General features: G+C 66.0%; 22 protein-coding genes. 8 read left to right on the top strand and 14 right to left on the bottom strand.

Translation table 11 applies throughout. The features are described 5' to 3' along the window. Positions 1–132 precede the first annotated feature (132 nt). The 3 genes from bcp to priS are packed head-to-tail and all read right to left on the bottom strand — an operon-like array spanning position 133 to position 2766. Positions 133–600: a thioredoxin-dependent thiol peroxidase gene (gene bcp / locus BLS11_RS04575; protein ID WP_092533596.1), complete on the bottom strand. Its 468-nt coding sequence runs from the start codon at positions 598–600 to the stop codon at positions 133–135. Between the two features lie 49 nt (positions 601–649). Further along, complete coding sequence (locus BLS11_RS04570) at positions 650–1612, bottom strand: DNA replication complex subunit Gins51 (protein WP_092533593.1); 963 nt, start codon at positions 1610–1612, stop codon at positions 650–652. Further along, positions 1609–2766, bottom strand: a complete 1158-nt coding sequence (gene priS, locus BLS11_RS04565; RefSeq protein ID WP_092533590.1) for a DNA primase small subunit PriS — start codon at positions 2764–2766, stop codon at positions 1609–1611. The genes BLS11_RS04570 and priS overlap by 4 nt, the downstream gene beginning before the upstream one ends. 400 nt (positions 2767–3166) lie before the next feature. Here priS and BLS11_RS04560 point away from each other — a divergent pair, with 400 nt between their 5' ends. The 7 genes from BLS11_RS04560 to BLS11_RS04530 all read left to right on the top strand — a co-directional run bounded on the left by BLS11_RS04560 (position 3167) and on the right by BLS11_RS04530 (position 10327). Beyond that, entirely contained in the window at positions 3167–4639 is a 1473-nt protein-coding gene (locus tag BLS11_RS04560) for an extracellular solute-binding protein (protein WP_092533587.1), read from the top strand. Positions 4640–4762: 123 nt separating this feature from the next. Continuing rightward, a complete protein-coding gene (locus BLS11_RS04555; protein ID WP_217628987.1) occupies positions 4763–5722 on the top strand; it encodes a carbohydrate ABC transporter permease in 960 nt (319 codons plus the stop codon). 2 nt (positions 5723–5724) lie between these two features. Beyond that, on the top strand, positions 5725–6693 hold the full coding sequence (locus BLS11_RS04550; RefSeq protein ID WP_092533581.1) for a carbohydrate ABC transporter permease: 969 nt from the start codon (positions 5725–5727) through the stop codon (positions 6691–6693). A gap of 4 nt (positions 6694–6697) precedes the next feature. Continuing rightward, positions 6698–7885 (top strand): ABC transporter ATP-binding protein, encoded by a 1188-nt coding sequence (locus tag BLS11_RS04545; RefSeq protein ID WP_092533578.1) that lies wholly within the window; start codon positions 6698–6700, stop codon positions 7883–7885. 60 nt (positions 7886–7945) lie between these two features. Next, the gene (locus BLS11_RS04540; RefSeq protein ID WP_092533575.1) at positions 7946–8149 is read left to right on the top strand and encodes a DUF8005 family protein; all 204 of its coding nucleotides are present in this window, start codon (positions 7946–7948) and stop codon (positions 8147–8149) included. Between the two features lie 74 nt (positions 8150–8223). Further along, complete coding sequence (locus tag BLS11_RS04535) at positions 8224–9327, top strand: Gfo/Idh/MocA family protein (RefSeq protein WP_092533572.1); 1104 nt, start codon at positions 8224–8226, stop codon at positions 9325–9327. A gap of 154 nt (positions 9328–9481) precedes the next feature. Beyond that, entirely contained in the window at positions 9482–10327 is an 846-nt protein-coding gene (locus BLS11_RS04530) for a DUF8054 domain-containing protein (protein ID WP_092533569.1), read from the top strand. A gap of 8 nt (positions 10328–10335) precedes the next feature. On the opposite strand, the gene trmB is transcribed toward BLS11_RS04530, so the two are convergent. After that, positions 10336–11397 (bottom strand): HTH-type sugar sensing transcriptional regulator TrmB, encoded by a 1062-nt coding sequence (gene trmB, locus BLS11_RS04525; RefSeq protein ID WP_092533566.1) that lies wholly within the window; start codon positions 11395–11397, stop codon positions 10336–10338. A gap of 95 nt (positions 11398–11492) precedes the next feature. Further along, entirely contained in the window at positions 11493–12233 is a 741-nt protein-coding gene (locus tag BLS11_RS04520) for a proteasome assembly chaperone family protein (RefSeq protein ID WP_092533563.1), read from the bottom strand. A gap of 254 nt (positions 12234–12487) precedes the next feature. Here BLS11_RS04520 and BLS11_RS04515 point away from each other — a divergent pair, with 254 nt between their 5' ends. After that, on the top strand, positions 12488–13591 hold the full coding sequence (locus BLS11_RS04515; protein WP_092533560.1) for a mechanosensitive ion channel family protein: 1104 nt from the start codon (positions 12488–12490) through the stop codon (positions 13589–13591). Positions 13592–13703: 112 nt separating this feature from the next. On the opposite strand, the gene BLS11_RS04510 is transcribed toward BLS11_RS04515, so the two are convergent. The 9 genes from BLS11_RS04510 to BLS11_RS04470 form a co-directional block, all read right to left on the bottom strand. Beyond that, the gene (locus BLS11_RS04510) at positions 13704–14123 is read right to left on the bottom strand and encodes a universal stress protein (RefSeq protein ID WP_092533557.1); all 420 of its coding nucleotides are present in this window, start codon (positions 14121–14123) and stop codon (positions 13704–13706) included. A gap of 59 nt (positions 14124–14182) precedes the next feature. After that, positions 14183–15562: a bifunctional metallophosphatase/5'-nucleotidase gene (locus tag BLS11_RS04505; RefSeq protein ID WP_092533554.1), complete on the bottom strand. Its 1380-nt coding sequence runs from the start codon at positions 15560–15562 to the stop codon at positions 14183–14185. Positions 15563–15699: 137 nt separating this feature from the next. After that, positions 15700–15909, bottom strand: a complete 210-nt coding sequence (locus tag BLS11_RS04500; RefSeq protein WP_092533551.1) for a dodecin — start codon at positions 15907–15909, stop codon at positions 15700–15702. Positions 15910–15995: 86 nt separating this feature from the next. Beyond that, positions 15996–16667, bottom strand: coding sequence for a DUF2238 domain-containing protein (locus tag BLS11_RS04495; protein WP_092533548.1), 672 nt, complete (start codon positions 16665–16667; stop codon positions 15996–15998). Continuing rightward, positions 16664–17323: a hypothetical protein gene (locus tag BLS11_RS04490; protein WP_092533545.1), complete on the bottom strand. Its 660-nt coding sequence runs from the start codon at positions 17321–17323 to the stop codon at positions 16664–16666. Before BLS11_RS04490 ends, BLS11_RS04495 begins: the two co-directional genes overlap by 4 nt. Before the next feature lie 46 nt (positions 17324–17369). Then, a complete protein-coding gene (locus BLS11_RS04485; protein ID WP_217628975.1) occupies positions 17370–17720 on the bottom strand; it encodes a DUF7116 family protein in 351 nt (116 codons plus the stop codon). Positions 17721–17804: 84 nt separating this feature from the next. Continuing rightward, entirely contained in the window at positions 17805–18056 is a 252-nt protein-coding gene (locus BLS11_RS04480; protein ID WP_092533539.1) for a DUF5816 domain-containing protein, read from the bottom strand. A gap of 44 nt (positions 18057–18100) precedes the next feature. Continuing rightward, on the bottom strand, positions 18101–18466 hold the full coding sequence (locus BLS11_RS04475; RefSeq protein WP_092533535.1) for a HesB/IscA family protein: 366 nt from the start codon (positions 18464–18466) through the stop codon (positions 18101–18103). Positions 18467–18698: 232 nt separating this feature from the next. After that, positions 18699–19472 (bottom strand): class I SAM-dependent methyltransferase, encoded by a 774-nt coding sequence (locus BLS11_RS04470; RefSeq protein WP_245698679.1) that lies wholly within the window; start codon positions 19470–19472, stop codon positions 18699–18701. Between the last annotated feature and the right edge of the window lie 4 nt (positions 19473–19476).

Here is a 19476-nt window from a genome sequence, read left to right as displayed (position 1 = left end):
TTTCACCGGAAACGTGGTGTGCGAGAGTCACGTCTCTCGGCGCGGCGGCCGTCTCGGTACCGTCCGCCAGGACTCCGAAATCGGCGTCGAAACTCCGGGTCCGGCCGAAAAACTACGGAGTCACGTCCGGCGTTACGCGTCCAGTTCTTCGACGTCGGAGAGAATCTCCTCGGCGTGGCCCTCGGGGGAGACGCCCTCGTAGGCGAGGACGATATCGCCATCCGGGCCGACGACGTACGTGTTGCGGAAGACGCCGTCGAAGGTGTTCCCGAACATGTTCTTCTCGCCGTAGGAGTCGTACGCCGACGCCACCTCGCCGTCCTCGTCCGAGAGGAGGGGGAACGGTAGGTCGTGGTCGTCCTCGAACTCCTTGAGGTCCGAGACGGGGTCGTCGCTGACGCCGAGGACGGCCACGTCCCGTTTCTCGAACTCGTCCCACTCGTCGCGGAACCCGCAGGCTTCGGTCGTGCACCCGGGCGTGTTCGCGCGCGGGTAGAAGTAGACGACCACGTAGTCGCCGCGGTAGTCCGACAGCGAAACCGTCTCGCCGTCCTGGTCCTGCAGTTCGAAGTCGGGTGCCTCGTCGCCGACGCTGAGCATGTTCCGTCAGTCGGTTTCGCGCCCCAAAATCTCGCCGGTTCCCGACCGCTCAGTCGAGTCGCTCGGCCGCCCCGCGTTCGACGAGGGGTTCGGCGTTCGTCGTCGGCAGGGTCACCACGTCCTCGCTCTCTAAGTCGTACTCGCGTTCGTCCACGCCGAATATCTGTCCCACGTCGCTGGTGATGCGGAGCGTCACCCGGTCGGTGCCGTCCGTCGGGGCGGGCGCGGCGGGTTCCGCCGAGTCGCCGCCCGTCGCGGGTTCGGCGTCGGCGTCACCGGCGGCCGCCGCGCCCGCCTCGCCGGTTCGCCCGTCGGAGTCGTCGGTCACCGCGGCGGCCTCGTCCGCCGCGGGTCGGTCCGGCGTCTCTGCGGCCGGCGTCGGCGAGTCGGGGTCGGATTCGACCGAGTCGGCCGACGGGGCGTCCCCGCCCATCGCCTCGGCGAGAACGTCGTCGGGCGAGGACCCCTCCGCCGAGGGTTCGTCGGCGTCCCCGGAAGCCCCGTCGGTCAGTTCGTCGGACTCGGGGGCGGGGGCCGCGTCGCGGACGACCGACGCGCCGTCGCTTTCGCTCGTCTGGTCGTGCGTCGGCATCGGTTCGGTCGTCTCGTGGGGTTCCACCGTCCGCTTGCCGCCGAGCACTTCGAGGACGGTCCGCCGGTTCTCCTTGATGCGGCGCACCATATCGTCGAACAGCGCTCGTTCCTCGGCCGTGAGGCCGTTGGTGTCGGCGCTCATGTCCGCGGCGGCGAAGGAAGCGAGTTTGACGACCTTCCCCACTCGACGCTCGTAGATGGCTTCGACGACGTCCTCGGCCGTCTCTATCTCGTCCGTGAGTTGTCCCACCTCGGGGTCGGAGAAGGGGTCCTCGGCGGCCTCGGCGGCGCGCGTTCGCTCGGCCTTCCGCTCTGCGATGTAGTCTGCGACGTCCTCGTAGAACGAGTCGCGGAGATGCTGGAGGCTATCCTTCTGTCGCTCCGTCCGTCGGACGCTCCGTAGCTCGTCTAAGTTCATTCTCTCACCTTCTCGGCTCTGCCGCGGGCCATCAGAAAGACCCCGAGGCACTCTTCGACGGACTGTCTTCCGCCGCTGAGTGTAAAGGTATCGCCGTCGAACTCAACGGGTCCGGGGTCGGTCACGTCCACCTGTATCTCCCGCCCGCGGAACCGGTCGGGAATCGCGTCCGAGAGGGGGTCGAACGACGCCACTTCGTCCCGGTCCAGCGACCGGACGCGGAGGCCCGACCCGCCGTGGAGGCTCCCCGGGAGGCGGATGAGGCGCTTCGTGTCCGTCGTCACCGGTTCGTCGATTGGCGCGGTTTCCTCCTCCATCGCCTCCGCCGCGAGGGCCTCTACGAGGATGCGGGTTCCGGGACCGCCCGCCTCGACGTTCCCCTCGCGGATGGCCTCGAAGTTGTGTCTGAGTTGCCCGTAGATGGTCTTCGCCCGGCCCTCGCCGATTCCCTGCAGTTCCTGCAACCGTTCGAGCGCCGCCTCCTCCTCCATCTCTCTGAGCGTGGACGCCAGTTCCAGCAGTCGGTCGTGGACGCGCCCGCCCCATCCGCCGCGGCGTCGGAGGACGCGCCGCGTCGTCCCGCGAACCGACTCCGTCTCGACGAGTCCGTCCACGTCTAAGTCTATCGCGCGGACGTAGTCCACGATTTCGCGGCGGGCCTCGCTGTCGAGGTTCCGGACGCTCTCGTCTCTGACGTGGACGTGATATCCGCGTCCGCCGGAGAAGACGACCTGCGTCTCCTCGAAGGCGAAGTCGTCCTCGATAAACTCCAGCAGTCGAAGGAGCGACTCCTTGCACGCCGCGAGCATCTCCGCGTACGACGTCTCCTCGGGGTCTACGCCCGGCAGGTGGTCGGCGTCCAAGTCGAAGACGAGGTCCGCTCCGAGCCAGCCTTTCTCCTCCATCGTCCCCGCGCCGGGGTCGTCGAACCGCGCCGAGGAAAAGTAGACGTGCCGGGGGGCCGTCCGGCGGAGGAAGTCGCCGAGGTCACCCACGTCGAGGAGCGACTGGTGTCGCACCATCGTCGTCCCCCCGGCGCTCCACGGGATGTACCCCCACTCGCGGCGTTCGGGCGCGGGAGGCAGCGAAGCGCCGACGCTCCGGTAGTAGTCCCCGAAACGCCCCTCCAGATACTCGCGTGTGCGCGCCTCCATGTCCTGCGGTGATTTCGAAGGAGGGGCTAAAGCCGTTTTTATCTCAGTCGTCCGCCTCGCGGCGTCCGTCGTTCGCCGCCGGAAACGTAACTAACGATTAGAATAAACATTCTTACGAGTTCTATAACGCGGAAGGATTATCCCCGTCGAACGCTTAGCGGCGTACGGGGGCGAACCGACGAACGTCGTAAGATAGCGGTACGACGGCTCTAAAGCATGCACAACGGAGGGAAAGACGGGCGAGAAATCATCCACAACACCGGTAGTATCCAGTTTACCACAACGATAGTAGTAATCGGCACCCAAACTATAAATAATCCTGATTCGAAGGACACAAACTGTAATGGTTGATACTGACTCACGGAAGGAAAAGCGGAGCCGCGTTTCGCGGCGACGCTTCGTGAAGGCGACAGGCGCATCCGGAGTTGCGGTCGGTCTCGCCGGGTGTGTGAGCACCGGTGGCGGAGGCGGTGGCGGCGGTGGCGGCGGTAATCAAGAGACGGACACGCCGATCAAGACCGGCGCACCGTCCGAGGACATCACCGTCCAGTGGGCGGCGGACTCCCGCGCCGCGGACAACGCGCAAGCGACGAAGAAAGCGCTTCACGACGCCGGCCTGCCGGACAACATCACGGTCGAAATCATCGCCGGTTCGCAGGTGACGAACAACCGCCAGAACCAGTACCAGCAGTGGCTCTCCGGCGGGCGCGAGCAGCCGACGCTGATGATGATGGACAGCGGGTGGATGATTCCCTTCATCGCCCGCGACCAACTGCAGAACCTCTCGCAGTCGCTGCCGGACGACATGGTCTCGACCGTCGAGAACGATTACTTCGAGGCCTCCGTCCGGACGGCCCAGAGCCCGGACACGGGCGACCTGTACGGGATTCCGCTGTTCCCGGACTTTCCGACGATGCAGTACCGCAAGGACCTGCTCCGGAACGCCGGGTACGGCGACTCCGACTTCCAGAAGTGGGCCACCGAGTCCATGTCGTGGCAGAAGTTCTCCGAGGTCACGAAGAAGGCGATGGAGGCGAACTCGGACATCCAGTACGGGTACACCTTCCAGGCGAACACCTACGAGGGGCTCTCGTGCTGTGACTTCAACGAGTTCATGACCTCCTACGGCGGGGCGTACTTCGGCAACCCCGAGAAGAACCTGTTCGGTCCCATCGGCGACCGACCCATCACCGTCGACGAACAGCCGGTCATCGACTCCATCAAGATGGTCCGGACGTTCATCAACGGCGAGGACGACAAACACTCCCTCGACGGTATCACGGGTAACATCGCGCCCGAGGCGGTCCTCCAGTGGACCGAAGAGCCCTCTCGCAAGCCGTTCCAAGGCGGCGACGCCATCATGCACCGCAACTGGCCCTACTCCATCATCGCGGCCGGTGCGGAGGACGCCTTCGGCGAGGACCTGGGCGTCATGCCCATCCCGTACGGCGTGACCCAAGACGAGGCGAAGTACCCGATGACGGGCGGCCCGGTCGCCGCCCTCGGCGGTTGGCACATGGCGCTGAACCCGAACTCCTCGCAACAGCACAAGCGGGCGGCCGTGGAAGTGATGAAGGCGATGATGACCGAGCAGTTCCAGCTCGACATCTTCGGCATCATGGGGTGGATTCCGCCGCGTCCGCAACTGCTCGACTCCGACAAGGCCCAACAGGTGGAGGTCATCGGCCGCTACCTCGAGCAGCTCAAGGTCGCCGGCGAGAACGCGATTCCGCGCCCGGTTACAGTCGTCTGGCCGCAGCAGTCCAGTCAGATAGCGAGCGAGGTCAACGCCTCCTACGCCGGGGAGAAATCCCCGGAGCAGGCGATGTCCGACCTCAAGTCCTCGCTCGAACAGATCGAACAGAGCGCTTAAACGAAGCGCATAGACATAAGCACCACAACCACGTTACCATTTATCATGGCGACCGAACAGGAGTCAGGTGAGGCACTGCGGGAGAGCACCCGGGGTGGGCCGTACGTGGCGTTTGTCCGATGGATGGAGTCTCTGTCGGAAACCGCGTTCGCGTACTTCCTTCTGGCGCCGGCGTTACTCCTCATGACGGTCATCGCCATCTACCCGCTGATTCAGACGTTCAGCTACTCGCTGTTCGCCGATCAGTTGGTAGGTGCCGAACGGCTCGGAGAGTTCGTCGGACTCCAAAACTACGTTGCCCTCTTCACGGGGACCCGCGACGCATCGCTCCCGTCCAGTTTCCTCCCGACGTTCACGTCACAGTTCCCGTTCGTGACCGGCATATTCAACAGCGCGCTGATGGTGACGCTTATATTCACCATCTTCAGCGTGCTGTTAGAGACAATCATCGGGTTCGGTCAGGCGCTCATCCTCGACCAGGACTTCCGGGGTCGGCGGTGGGTGCGCGTGGCCATCATCATCCCGTGGGCCGTCCCCATCGTCATCCAGGGGATGATCTTCTTCCTGATGTTCCAGCCGAACATCGGGTTCCTCGTCGGGACGCCGCAGGACCCGGCGTTCCTGAACCAGATCGGTCCGCTGAGCATCAGTTACACGCCGCTTCGGAACACCGCCGACTCGTTGTTCCTCATCATCATCGCCGACGTGTGGAAGACGACGGCGTTCATGGCGCTTCTCATCCTCGCGGGTCTGCAGAGCATCGACCGCTCTCTGTACGACGTCGCGAAGGTGGCGGGCGCGACGAATTGGCAGCAGTTCAAGATGATAACGTTCCCGCTCATCCTGCCGACGGTGCTGGTGGCGATGCTGTTCCGCACCATCGCGGCGATGCGCGTGTACGGTATCATCGAGACGATGGCGGGATGTACGACCGTCCCGTCGCTGTCGTGTCTGGTGGTGTCGACGTTCAACAACTCGCTGTACGCCACGTCCGCGACGATAGCGTTCCTCACGGCGGCGCTCATCGGAATCGTCGTCTCCGTGTACATCGTCAAGTTCGCGGACGCTGAAGGAGGGTTCTGAACATGTCCAGAAAGCAAACCGACGGCGGAACGAACGTTGGCCGAGTGGAGGACGCGGACATCTCGAGAGGTCCGCTCGAGCGCTGGGCTAACAAGGCCATCAAGAACCCGAAGCGAGTGTACCGGGCGATGTTCTACGTCGCCACGTTCTTCTTCCTGTTGACCACGCTGTTCCCGTTCTACTGGCTGTTAGTGCTCGCGCTGACGCCTAACAACCTCATCTCCGACATGGGGCTGGTGCCGAAGGGGTTCAACCCCGAGGTGTTCATCACCATGTTCCAGCGGGTGCCGTTCCACTGGTTCATGTTCAACAGCTTCGTACTCGGCGTCGTCACGACGGTCATCGTGCTGTTGCTGGCCAGTCTGGCCGGGTACGTCTTCGGACGCCTCCGGTTCCCCGGGAAGTCGGTGCTGATGCTCGCCATCCTCGCCATCTCGTACTTCCCGCCGGCGGCGTTCTTCCTGCCGCTGTTCGAGCTGTTCACCGGCAACCTGGCCGTCTCGCTCGGCCCGGTTACCGTCTCCAGCCCGGACCTGTTCAACACGCCGGCACCGATGGTGCTGCCGTTCAGCGCGCTGTTCATGCCGCTGTCTATCTTCATCCTCACGACCTTCTACGGGCAGATTCCCGACGGGTTGGAGGATGCGGCGCGGGTGGAGGGGACGACGCGACTCGGAGCCCTGTTCCGGGTCATCATCCCCCTGTCCGCGCCGGGCGTCGCGACTGCGGGCGTCCTCACGTTCATCAGCGTCTACAACGAGTTCTTCTTCTCGTTCCTGATGAACAACGGCGAGGCGTCGTCGTGGGCGCCCATCGTCGCTGGTATCCTGAAGTACCAGGGCCAGTTCGACACGCCGTATAACCTGATGGCGGCGGCGAGCATCGTCGGCGTCCTCCCGGTCGCCATCCTCGTCATCATCGCACAGGAGAAGATCGTCAGCGGACTAACCGCCGGAGCACTCAAGGAGTAAACCAATGGGAGAAGTCAAACTCGAAAACGTAACGAAACGATACGCGGACGTAACGGCCGTAGACGACATGAACGTCGAGATCAGGGACAACGAGTTCGTTTGCCTCGTCGGTCCCTCGGGCTGCGGAAAGTCCACGACCATGGAGATGATCGCCGGACTCACCAAACCCACCGAGGGCAAGGTGTACATTGCCGGCCACGACGTGACGAACCTGCCGCCGAAGGACCGCGGGATAGCGATGGTGTTCCAGAACATCGCGCTGTTCCCGCACATGGACGTCTACGACAACATCTCGTTCGGTCTGCGCCTCCGCGACTTCGACAAGGAGGAGATAGACCGGCGAGTCGAACGCGCCTCCGACATCGTCCAACTCGAAGGCATGCTCGACCGCATGCCCGACGAGATGTCCGGCGGCCAGCGACAACGCGTCGCCATCGCCCGCGCCATCGTCCGGAACCCGGAAGTGTTCCTGATGGACGAACCGCTGGCGAACCTCGACGCGAAACTCCGCGTCCACATGCGGACGGAACTCCAGCGACTCCACAAGGAACTGGACACGACCATCATCTACGTCACCCACGACCAGGCGGAGGCGATGACGATGTCCGACCGCATCGCGGTCATCGACTCGGGGCAACTCCAGCAGATAGACCCGCCGTTGACCTGCTACAACGAACCCGCGAACCTGTTCGTCGCCGGCTTCATCGGGTCGCCGGCGATGAACTTCGAAGAGGGGAGAGTAACCGAGTACGGATTCAGCAGTGACAACATGGAAGTGGAGTTCGACCCGGACAAGCACGGACTCTCGGTGGGTGACGAAATCACGCTCGGGATCCGTCCCGAAGACATCTACCTGTCGCGAAACGCCGACATCGCGATGCCGTCGAAGTCGATAGACGCGAAAACGGACGTGCTGGAACCGATGGGCGACGAGATATTCGCCTACCTCCTCTTGGACGAGGAGGCGGGGACGGACCTCGACGACATGGCAGGCGACGCATTCGCAGGCCAACTACTGATGAGCCTCCCGCCCGACTCGGAAGTCCAAGAAGAGGAGGACGTCAACGTCGTTCTCGACCGCTCGCGCGTCCACCTCTTCGACACGAACTCCGGCGAAGCGATCCTGCACGGCATCACCTCGGATATGCCGACGGCGGGCGCGGACGAGACGCCCGCCGAGGGCGACGACTGAAACGGAACGACGCGCGAATCGACCCGGCACGATAAGTGCCACCAATCCCTCCTTCAGAACATGGTCAACGAACTCGGGTGGCTCTATCTCGGCGGGATGACCGTGCTGTTCTTCTTTTGGGCGTACGGCATCGTGTCGTTCGTCCTCGACCTGAAGAACACCATCGTCCCGAAGACGAGACAGTATATCCGCGGCCGCCGCCGCCTCAAGGAAGAAGAGGAAAGAGAGAAGGACCGGGAGGAGCGTGAGAAACAACTGTACTGACACCACTTCGGGGAGAGCGCCCGAAGCAGGACGGAACGAGCCACTTAACAATACGAGTAGTAAATGAATTCACCATGAACTCCGAGACCCCCGTACGCGTCGGTATTATCGGCCTCGGCAACATCGGCCACTACCACGCTGACAGACTGCTGGAACTTGGTGCCAACCTGGTAGGCGGGTTGGACATCCAAGCCGATGCTCGCCGTCGCTTCGCCGAGAAGTACGACGTGAACACCTACGAAGAGAAGGGACAGCTGTTCGCGGACGTGGACGCCGTCATCATCACCACGCCGAACCGGTTCCACGAGGAGTACGCCGTCGCGGCGTTGGACGCCGGTCTGGACGTGCTTCTGGAGAAACCGCTCGCGCACTCGCTCGAATCCGCCGAGAACATCGTCGACGCCGCGGAGGCAGCAGACGGCTTCTGCATGGTCGGGTTCAACAACCGCTTCGGAAGCCCGGTGGAGGTCATAAAGCACCACCAGTCGCAGGGCCGGTTCGGCGAGATGCAGCACATCGAAGCGAACTACATGCGCCGCCGCGGCATCCCCGGACGGGGGTCGTGGTTCACGTCGAAGAACATCGCCGGCGGCGGGTCCGTCATCGACATCGGCGTCCACGCCATCGACCTCGCCCTCTTCTTCCTCGACTTCCCCGAGGTGGAGGAAGTCTCGGCGGTCACCCGGTCGCAGTTCGGCAACCGCGACGACTACGCGTTCGTCGAGATGTGGGGCGAAGACGTCGGCCCCGAGGGGTTCAACGTCGACGACTCCGCCTCGGCGTTCATCCGGTGTGCGGACGGTAAGACCATCTCGCTCGAAGTCGCGTGGGCGACGAACCGACCGACGAACGACGAGTTCTTCCTCCGCGGAACCGACGCCGGTGCGCTGTTCGACCGGGGCAACCACGAACTGACCATCTACGAGTCCGGCGTCGGCGGTCGGAACCACCTCACCGAGAGCAAAGTCGAGACGCAGTCGAACGACACCCACAAGTCCGAACAGCAGATCTTCCTCGACGCCGTTCGGGAGGGCGAAGCGCCGGGCGTCAACACGCCCGAACAGGGTCTCGAAGTCCAACGCGTCATCGACGCCATCTACCGCTCCTCCGAGATGGGACAGGCCGTTCAGCTCGACGGGACGAACGCGACGGCCGAACCCACGCCGAGCGACGACTGACGACTCCGGTTCGCTCTCCGTTTTCCTCTTCTCTCCTCTCACTCCGCTCCGTTCTCCTCGGCTCTCTTCCGCTCTCCTCCCCGTTCTTCTCGCCGCCCGAACCGGCCGCCGCCGGCGGGAAAGGCTGAAGCGTTCGGCCGCTCCACGGTGTGGTATGTCACTACTCGACTCGGTCCGTCGGCCGGAGTACACGGGCGAAGGGCGCTGTTGGCCGTGTACCGCCGTGAACGCGTTCGTCGTCGTCGTCGCGGCGGGCGTCCTCTCCGTCCTCTCCGTTCCCGTCGGCGTCCTCGCCCTCGGCGTCGGTACCGCCCTCGTCTACCTTCGGGGGTACGTCGTCCCCGGCACGCCCGCGTTCGCGCCGCGCCTCGTCGCGTCGCTGGGCCTCCAGTCGCTGTTTCCCCACGCCGACGGGGAGGCGCGGCGCTCCGACGACCTGACCGACGAGGAGGTGGACGGCGAGGAACTCATCGTCGTCCTGTTGGAGACGGGCGTCTTAGCGGAGGCTCCGGACGGCGCGCTCGAACTCTCCGCGGAGTTCGCCGAGTCGTGGGAGCGAGAGATGGCGGCGCTGCGCGAGTGGTCCGACGAGGAACTCGCCGAAATCGTCGCCGACGCCGCGCCGTTCGAGGCGTCCGGCGAACACGCCTACGGCGGACTGAGCATCGAGGGGCCGACGCGCGCCGTCTGGCTCTCGCGGGTCCACGGCATCGCCGACGCCGCCGCGATTCGCGCTCTCGCGGCGGCGGGCGTCCCGGAGCGATACCGCGCCTACGCGACGACGCCGCTTCGGATGTTCGTCGAGACGTGCCCCGACTGCGGCGGCGACGTGGTGGAGACGACGAGAAGCGACTGCTGCGGCGGTTCCGGGAGCGTCTACGACTCCCCGATCGACGAGGTGTTGGCCTGCGAGGACTGCGGTGCGGTCGTCTACCGGTTCGACGAGACGGTGGACGACGAGTCCGCGAGCGAGGAGGAGGGCGGCCCGCAATCGGTGTGATGGCGGTCTCAGATGGTGTGTTCTCGGTCCGGCACCGAGTCGCGGCCGAGCAGAATCTCCTGCGCTTCGACCTCTTCGAGTGCGGCGACGAGGCCGCCCACGGAGACGACGCCGTCTTCGGTCTCTACTTCGAGCGAGGCGACTTCCTCGCTCTCCTCGAACTGCGTCTGGTGGATGCGTCCCTCGACGACGACGGGGTCGCCCGTCTCTATCTCCCTGCCCGCGACCGAGACGTAGAACGGCCCGCCCAGTTCGCGGACGTCCTTGACGGCGCGGCGGATGGAGGCGTATCGGCGCGGGAACGGCCGGCGCTTCCCGTTTGCGGCCAGCGTCTCGGCCGTCGTCCAGAGGACGGTGCCGAAGAACCCCGAGATGAGGAACCCGAGCGCCGACCGGTTGAAGATGACGCCGTAGCGGTCCCGGTCGTCGCGGAGGGCGTCCTGCGTCGCGTAGATGGAGTACTCGCCGTCGGCGACGGCGAGGACGGGCGTCGTGATGCCGCGACGGGCGCGGGCGCGGGTCGCGACTTCGAGGTAGTCGAACTCCTCGGGGGAGGGCGCGCGCGCGGCGGGCGTCACCAGCAGGTCGATGCTGACGCCGCCGTCGATGGCCTCCGCGAGGTCGTCGCGGAAGCGACGGAGCAGGTCCGGCGTCAGAGAGAGGACGAGTTCGTACTCCGCGTTGTCGATAATCTCCTCGATGTACCGGAGGATGGTCGAACGCGACTTCACCAAGGAGACGGCTTCGGTGTCGCGGGCGGGCGCGGTGTACCGCGCTTCGAGTTCGTCTATGAGTTCGCCGAGCGACGTTTGGATGTTCCCGAAGGCGTCCTCCGGGTTGACGGCGACTATCTTCATCGGACGGGACTCGCGGAGTTCGACCAGTCCCCGGTCCGAGAGGCTCCGGACCGTGTCGTACACCCTCGGTTGCGGAATGTCCGTTCGGTCTGCGATTTCGGAGGCGGTGAGCTCCCCGTGCTCCAGAACTGCGAGGTAGGCGTCTATCTCGTACTCGCCGAGGTTGAACCGGTCCCCGACGCGTTCCATCGTCAGCCGAAGGTCGTCTGCCATATCACGTAGTATTCTTCATGGACCTTGATGTTTACTATGGTTCGAGTAGCACCAGTTTTCGGAACACCGTGGTAGTTAACGGTTCCGAACGGCCGCTACATGTACATCCGGTCTTCCGGGAGGTCCGCCTCCTGCTCCTGCATCCGTTCTTCGAGTTCGCTGTAGTGTTGGCGTACCTCCGCGGCGAACTGTTCGAGCGGTTCGGCGTCCACGCCGAGTTCGTAGACGGACTCGACGGCTTCGACGAGTCGAATCGCCGCATCCACGTCCGGCGCTTGCGCGTGGACGGGCGTGACGTAGACGCCGACTTCCAGCGGGGAGGTGAGGCCGCGTTCGACGAGCGCTCCGTTCACGCCGTCGAGGAAGCCGTTGCCCATCGGCGGGATGTCCGTCTCGCCGAGTCGCCGTTCGCGGTAACCGTCGGTGGCGACGAAGTACGTCCGGTGCTCGTCGGGGCCGTGCGGCATGGGCACGCCCGCGAGGACGGCCACGTCCTCGACGCCGTTCTCCCTCGCCCACCCCGCGACGGCGTCGGCGAACGTCTGCCCGACGGGAGCGGGGACGAACAGGTCGCCGACGAGGACGGTCACGTCCGTGTCGTCCCGCGAGAACAGCCGAGTGTGGTGGCGGGGGCGTCCGTTCTCGAACGGCGTTATCGACGGCAGGCCCTCGACTTCGAGGTGTCCGCTCTCCTCGAGGTCCAGGTGGTTCACGAGGTAGTCCGCGGCGCTTCGCCCCGCGAATCCGAACGAGGAGAGGCCGAGGAGAAGCGTCTCGCTCGGCTCGCTGTCGTGGGCGATGCGAAAGTCGGGCGACTTCTGGAAGCGGCCGAACATCGGTACTCCGTAGACGGCGTCTCCACTTATTCTTCCCTCGGTTCGCGTCCGGGAGCGGCGGTTCGTCTGCTCTCGACCGGATGTGAAACGAGGAGTGACGTGAGCGCCAGCGAACGGACCGACCGAAGGCGCGAAGCGACCGAGTCGTGAGCGGTTCGTCCGTTCGCCTCGCCGTGAACCGCAACGTATCGACCCGCCCGGACGCCGCCGCGAGTGGTGGCCTTTTTTCTCCCGGTAGCGCCGAGGGTGTCGGTATGCAGTCGGGCACGACTACGGGAACGGCGGGAGCACCCCCCACGGGCACGCCCGGCGGCCCCGTGCAGACGCCGCCCGGCGACGCACAAGAGGCGTTGGGGGCGTTCCTCCCCGAGTGGCTGTTCGTTCCGGGGTGGCAGTACGTCGTCGCCGCCGTCGTCCTCGTGGTCGGGTACGCCCTCTCGCAGTACGCGAGTCGGGTGCTCGGGCGGCGCGTCGCCCGGCGGTTCCGCCGACAGAGCGTCGCCCAGACGGTTCTCAGACTGATTCGGTTCTCGGTGATGGCCGTCGCCGTCGCCGTCGCCGTGAGCGTCCTCGGCTTCGAGTTCGGCGACATCGTGCTGTCGGTGACGGTGTTCTCGGCCGTCCTCGGTGTCGTCCTCGCGCCCCTCGTCGGCAGCATCATCAGCGGTCTGTTCATCCTCGCCGACGAACCGTACGAAATCGGCGACATGATAGAACTGGAGGACGGGCGCAAGGGGTTCGTAGACGAGATAACCATCCGTTACACGAAGGTTTACACGCTCGACAACACCTCGCTCGTCGTCCCGAACGCGAACATGCGCGACCGATTCGTGACGAACTACTCCGCCGAGGACGAGCGCATCCGCCTGACGCTGAAGATTCTCGTGACGTACGAGTCCGACGTCTCGCGGGCGCGAACGCTCCTTGAGAACGCCGCGAGCGACGTCGGGGAGGTCATCGAGGGCGGTCCGGACATCCGCGTCGGAAGCGCGCGCTACCCCGCGCAGCCGACGGCGTACATCGACGAGTTCGCCGACAACGGCGTCCTCATCGCCCTCCGGTACTGGGCGAAGAAGCCGTACAAACTGCTCACGGTTCGCTCCCGCATCCAGACGAAGCTCTGGGAGCGATTCGACGCCGACCCCGACGTGGAGATGGCCTACCCCCACCAGCACGTCGTCTTCGACGACACCAGCGGAACGCTCCGCGCCGAGATGGCGCCGAACGGCGAGGCGGAGACGCCGATAGACTCGGGCGCGGACGCCGCCGGGAACGGCGACGAGGGCGTCTCCTCGCCCCCGCAGACGAACTCCGGCGACGCCGACGGCCGACCCGGCGGCCCGTCGGACGGCGTCTGACCGCGGCGCGCCGGACGACCTGTCGGTCGAACGCACGACAGATTGGGACGAACGCACGGCAAGAAGGAGGGGCCGTATACTCGAAACGCAGTTCTTTCGACCGTCGGGGGCGCTACTCGCCGGCCACCTGCCCGGGTCGCACCGTGATGACGGTGCAGTCGAGTTTCTGTCTGAGGTACGTCTCGATGTCCGGGTCGTCGAGGAAGCGCCGGAGCATCCGACGCCACCGACTCGCCTGTTTCGAGCCGATGACGACGATGTCGGCGTGTTCGGCGGCCACCTCCTCCAAGATAGTCTCTTCGACGAGGAAGCCGCGGCGGACGACGTAGCGCGTCCGTTCGAGCGATCCGAACTCCCGTTCGACCGCGCGCTTGAGTTCGGCGCGAGTCACCCCCCGGTTCTCCTGATACAGGTCGACGTGGAGGACGGTCAGTTCCGCCGTTCGCTCCTCGGCGATTCGGATAGCTTCGGTCAGCGTCGCTTCGGAGTGTTTCGTCAACGGGTACCGGACGGGGACCACCACACGGGTCATCGATTGATGAAAGCACCCGTCTGTTCTCAACCTTTCCCTCCGGAGAGCGTCTTCGCGGCTCAGTCGTCGTCGGCCGGCGCGCCCCGGACCCGGCGCATCCGCCCCTCGACTTCGGGGCTGACGCCGCACTCGCGGGCGTACTCCGCGAGTACGTCGTGGAGGATGTCGCCCTCGCCGACGCGGTGGGACTCCTCGATGGTCGGGAACTCGTGGTCGGAGTGGAGGACGTAGTCGGAGGTGGCGACGGTGTACGTCGCGTCGGGGTCTACGGGTTCGCCGCCGACGCGGGCTTCGAGCACCGCCGCCGTCTCCTCGTCTAAGACGAACGACGCGCCGCTAACGTGGCCGTGCCACCAGTCGGGTTCGCCGAAATCCACCGTCGCCGACGAGCACTCGCTGAACACGCGCGTCAGTTCCCGCCCGGTGAGTTCGACGGTGACGAGGGGTTCCTCGAACGGGATGAGGCTGATGCAGTCTTTCAGCGTCACCTCCCCCGAGATGGCGGGGCCGTCGCGGATGCCTCCGCTGTTTTGAAGCCCCACGTCCGCCCCGGAGGCCCACCGGTAGGCGTCCGCGACGAAGTTGCCGACGCGGCACTCCCCGCGGTGGACGGCTTGGTCCGATCGTTCGATGGGCGTCTCGACGGTTGCGACAACCTCGTTCAGCCCGGCGGCTTCGATTCGCCCCCGTAGCCGGGACTCGACGGCGGCGACGGGTGCGGCGCCCGCCGTCTCGCGTCGCGTCGCCTCGGCGCCGTCGTCGCCGAGTTCGACTTCGTAGACGGCGTGACCGTTGACCCCCGGGCGGAGCAGAAGCGTCCCTGCGACGCGCTCGCGCCGCTCAGAGTGGACGTGTCCGCCGAGGACGACGTCCACGTCCACCCGGCGGGCCAGTTCGTCGTCGCCGCCGCCGAGATGCGAGAGGGCGACGACGTAGTCGGCCCCCTCGTCTCGAATCGCCGCGACGGCGCGTTCGGCCGCCTCGTAGGGGTCGGCGAAGGCGAGGTCCGCCGCCATCGGGTTCAGCGAGGGCGTCGCGGGGTCGGTGACGCCGAAGAAGCCGACGCTGTCGCCGTCCGCTTCGAGGACGGCGTAGGGGGTCACGTGGTCGGCGGCGAACCGACCCCCGTCTTCATCGCGGACGTTCGCGGACACCCACGTCTGCGGGGCGTCGGCGACGAGGGACCGCGCCGCCGCCGGGCCGTAGTCGAAGTCGTGGTTGCCGAACGTGGAGACGTCGGTGCCGACGGCGTCGAAGAAATCGAGCGCCTGCCGCCCCCGGTCTACGAGGGGCAGGACGCCGGGCGACGTGTTGTCTCCGCTCCCGCAGACGAGGGCGTCCTCGCCGTCGAGTTCGCGGATGCGCCCGGCGAGGCGGGCGACGCGGGCGGGGTCGTCGTAGACGTTTTCGATGTCGGAGTAGTGGAGGAGACGCGGCATCCACGTGTGGTGGCCCTGCAACGAAAATGAATTCGTCGGTTACTGTCAGAACGACGTTCTATCGTCCGAGCGGACACGTCTCCGGACGGGACCGTTCGGTCGGCGTCGGTTCGAGGCCCGTCCGGTCGCAGGGGTGGTTACTCCTGCGGGGATTCGAGTTCGAAGGCGACGGTGACCTCCGCTTGGTACTCTCGGTTCTCGACGGCGGCGATTTCGACGCCGAGTTCGTCCACCTCCAACCACTTCACGTTGTTCAGCGTCTCGTCGGCCCGGTCTATCGCGTCGTCCACCGCGCGGTCGAAACTCTCCTCGCTCCGCCCGATGAGCGTTATCTTCTTGAACACCATGTCAGCGGTATTGTTATCGGTCTGTTATGATAAAGAACGGGGCCGACTCGCCTGACCGCGGCCGCCGGGAGCGGAGACGTCGCGGGTCACCCCTTCCGCGGACGCGACGATTCCAGCTTCGTGACGAGGTGTGCGACGACGGCGCTCAGTTGACTGCTCCCCCAGAGGGCGACGGCGACGCCGCCCACCATGTCGAACACCAAATCGAGCATCGAGTCCCGCAGGCCGTACTGCGTGAGGACGGCGTCAGCGCCCATCAGTTCCGCCGTGAGTCCGATGAGGAACTCCAGTACCTCCCAGAAGACGCCGGCGGCGACGACGAAAAGCAGGATGAACACGAACATGAACTCGTCGGGGAGGTAGATGCTCCGGGTGTGTTCGTCGAGGGCCCGCGCGACGGAGTAGCCGACGGCCGCCACGAGGGTCGCAGAGAGGGTGTGGGTGAGGTGGTCCCACCCGGGGACGTTGGCGTAGAAGCTCCCGATGCCGGGGAGTCCGACCGTCCCCCACGCGTGGAGGAAGACGGCCCCGGTTATCCAGACGACGAGTCCGGCGTCGAGCGGAACCGAGTAGTCGTGCTCGAAGAGGCCGGGCAGGAACGTCACGCCGAGTGCGAACAGCGTGTTGACGACGACGCCGACGTTACGCTCCCAGAGGCCGATAAACAGGAAGCCGACGAGGGCCGTCTGCATCGCGCCGGCCACCACGATCTCTTGGTCCGAAGAGAGGTCGAAGTGGAAGACGTCGCGCCACTTCATCGCGACGCCTCCTCGTTGTCGCGGATGCGTTCCGTCTCGGGAAGCCGCCGTTCGAGGTGCGCCCGGCGGCGGAAGTAGTACTCGAAGAGGACGCCGCCGAAGACGCCCGCCACCGTCGCCGCGACGAAGTCCCACATCAGCATCTCCTCGATTACCTCCTCGGGGCGGCCGTCGTAGAGGAACGACGTGCCGACGAGTACGTCCGAGAGCCATCGGGCGACGGCCCAGATGCCCGCGGCGGCCATCGTGGCGACGACGACGAAGACGAGCGCGAAGGTGTAGTTCATTCGAACCGGCGTGAACACGTCGAGTTCGACGGCGACGATGAGCGCAACCGCGGCGACGGCGACGTACGTCAGCACCCGCCCGGTGAACGTCATCCCCCCGACGGTTTCGCCGACGACGAGCGCGCGTCCGAGAAACGGCAGCGCCGCGATGAAGAGCACTTCCCACGGGAGCATGGCGCTGGGGTCGCGGAACGCCGCCGCGGGGACGACGGCGACGACGGCGACGGCCACCGCGAACCCGGCCCACTCCAGTTCGCCGGCGAGGAACTGCGTCGCGCCGACCGCTACGAGAGCCGCGACGAGAACCCATCCGAGCGCCGCGTTGACGCGCCGACTCTCGACGACGCTACGCAGTCCGGTGTCTGGCATGACTTACGGTTGGTCCGCTCTTACAAAAAAGAGTTACCGCATGGCGTCACCGCGCTTCGGGGTGGACCACGTCGTAGTCGCCGCCGTCTTCGACGCCGATGACCGCCCACTCGAACGAGGGGTCGGCGCCGCGAAGTTCTTCCGTGAGATTCCCTGTCGCCTCCTTCCAGGTGACGAAACACCGGAGGCCATAGCCGTCGTCGGTGTCCGCCGGCGACCCGCCGTCCGCGATGGCGCGCCGTGGTAACTCTACCGTATCGGTGTCGAGAGCGGTCACGCGGACCGTCCGCCACTTTCTCTCGGCGACGAAATCGGAGCCGTCGCCCGAGACGGTGTACCCGAGGCCGCTGAATATCGACCGGGCTTCCTCCGCGAGAGGCATGCTGACAGGGGGCATGTATCCGACCGTACTACTCCCCGTAGCATAAGTCTTGCCACGGTTTCACATACCGTACCGAACCCCGCACCGTCCGTTCGGCGGTCACTCGTGGGCGGCGTCCCACTCGTCGGGCTTTCGGATGTTCCCGCAGACGTTGCACTCGATGCGACCCATCGTGTCCATCGCGTTGTCGAGGGAGTCGCAGTTACCGCAGAAGTAGCCCCAGCGGTTCTCCCTGTCGGGGTCGGTGTAGACGACGAAGAACGGCCCCTTCGCGCCCCTGTCGGCGTCGCTCCGGTCGAGAAACAGCGTCTCTCCGTCCTCGGTCCGCACTCGCTCCAGTTCGGTCTCCATGCCACCGCCTTCGGTAGCCGGAGGTTTAGGCTTGACTTCCCCGCCTACGTCCGGAACGACTCGCCGCACCCGCACTCGCTGACGACGTTGGGGTTCTCGACGTGGAAGCCCGCGCCCTGCAGGCCGCCCTCGAACTGCAGGGTCGAACCGCCGATGTAGTTGATGCTGGCGGGGTCGACGAACACGCGGAGGCCGTTCTGTTCGACCACCGTGTCGTCCTCCTCGGGTTCCGCCTCGAAGCGCATCCCGTAGGAGAGACCCGCGCAACCGCCCTGCTGGACGAACAGGCGGAGGCCGCCCACGTCGGTGTCCATCCCCTCCGACTCCATGAGGCGGCGCGCCTCCTCCGCGGCCGATTCCGTGACCGTCACGCGGGGACCGGACCCGCTCTCGGCCGATTCGGTACTCATGGATACCGATACCGGATGGAAGATGTTAACGTTGACGCCGACTCGACGCGGAGGCGCGTCCGCTGTGAACGCTCGGAGAGTAGAAAAAGCCCCGAGAGCACCCATGGCAGGTCGCTTGTGGGGCTTCCGCAGGGAGACCCCTGCACGGGAGCGTTCGCTCGGGGGTACAAAAACGTTCTCCATCGGGTGAAAGTTCCACGATCCGACTCCATCCGGCGTCCCGTCCGGCCACTCACTCGCCCGTCTCCACCGCGCGGACGGCGCTGGCGACGAACGCCCCGTCGCCGCCCGCGTCGACGCACACCTCCGCGTCTTCGAATCCGGCCTCGCGGAGGACGCGTCGGACGCCCTTCGGGTCGTACGTCCGAAGCCGCCGTCGCTCGGTCGTCACCGCCGTCTCGCCGGTTCGCCGGTCGGTGACGCGGTAGTCCGACCGGACGACGACGGGGTCCCGCGCTACGTCCACCGCGCGTTCGAGGTGGTACCGCCCGTTCCGGAACGTCTCGACGCCCGAGGCGTCCACCGCGCGGGCGTCCGACGGCGCGTCGAAGACGAGGATGCCGCCCGGACGGAGCGACGTCCGGGCCGCCTCGCAGAACTCCGCGAGGGGGACGGACGCGACGCGGTAGTCGAACGAACAGGCGGCGTCGAACGCGCCGCGGAACGGGAGGCGAGTCACGTCGCCGAGGACGGCGTTCAGCGACCGCACGGCCGCGAAGGCGAGCAGTCGCGGGTACGAGTCGACGCCGACGGCGTCGTACCGCGCCGAGAGGCGAGCGAGGAGTTCCCCGACGCCGCAGCCGAGTTCGAGGACGCGCGACACGTCCGCCGGCAGTCGCGCGTCGAGGATGCGTCGCCGCGCGTCGAGCGTCTCGTCGTCGCCCGCTTTCAGACGCGCGTACAGGGGCGCGAGCGTCGTGTACAGCGAGTGCTCGCCGTCGGGGTCCGAGAGGATGGCTTCGCACATGTCGCCGAACGAGGGCGGGCGGGGCCGTGAGGGAGTCACGCCG

The organism is Halopelagius longus, assembly GCF_900100875.1.
Taxonomy (GTDB): Archaea; Halobacteriota; Halobacteria; order Halobacteriales; family Haloferacaceae; genus Halopelagius; species Halopelagius longus.
This window is presented reverse-complemented; position numbering and strand designations above follow the sequence as displayed.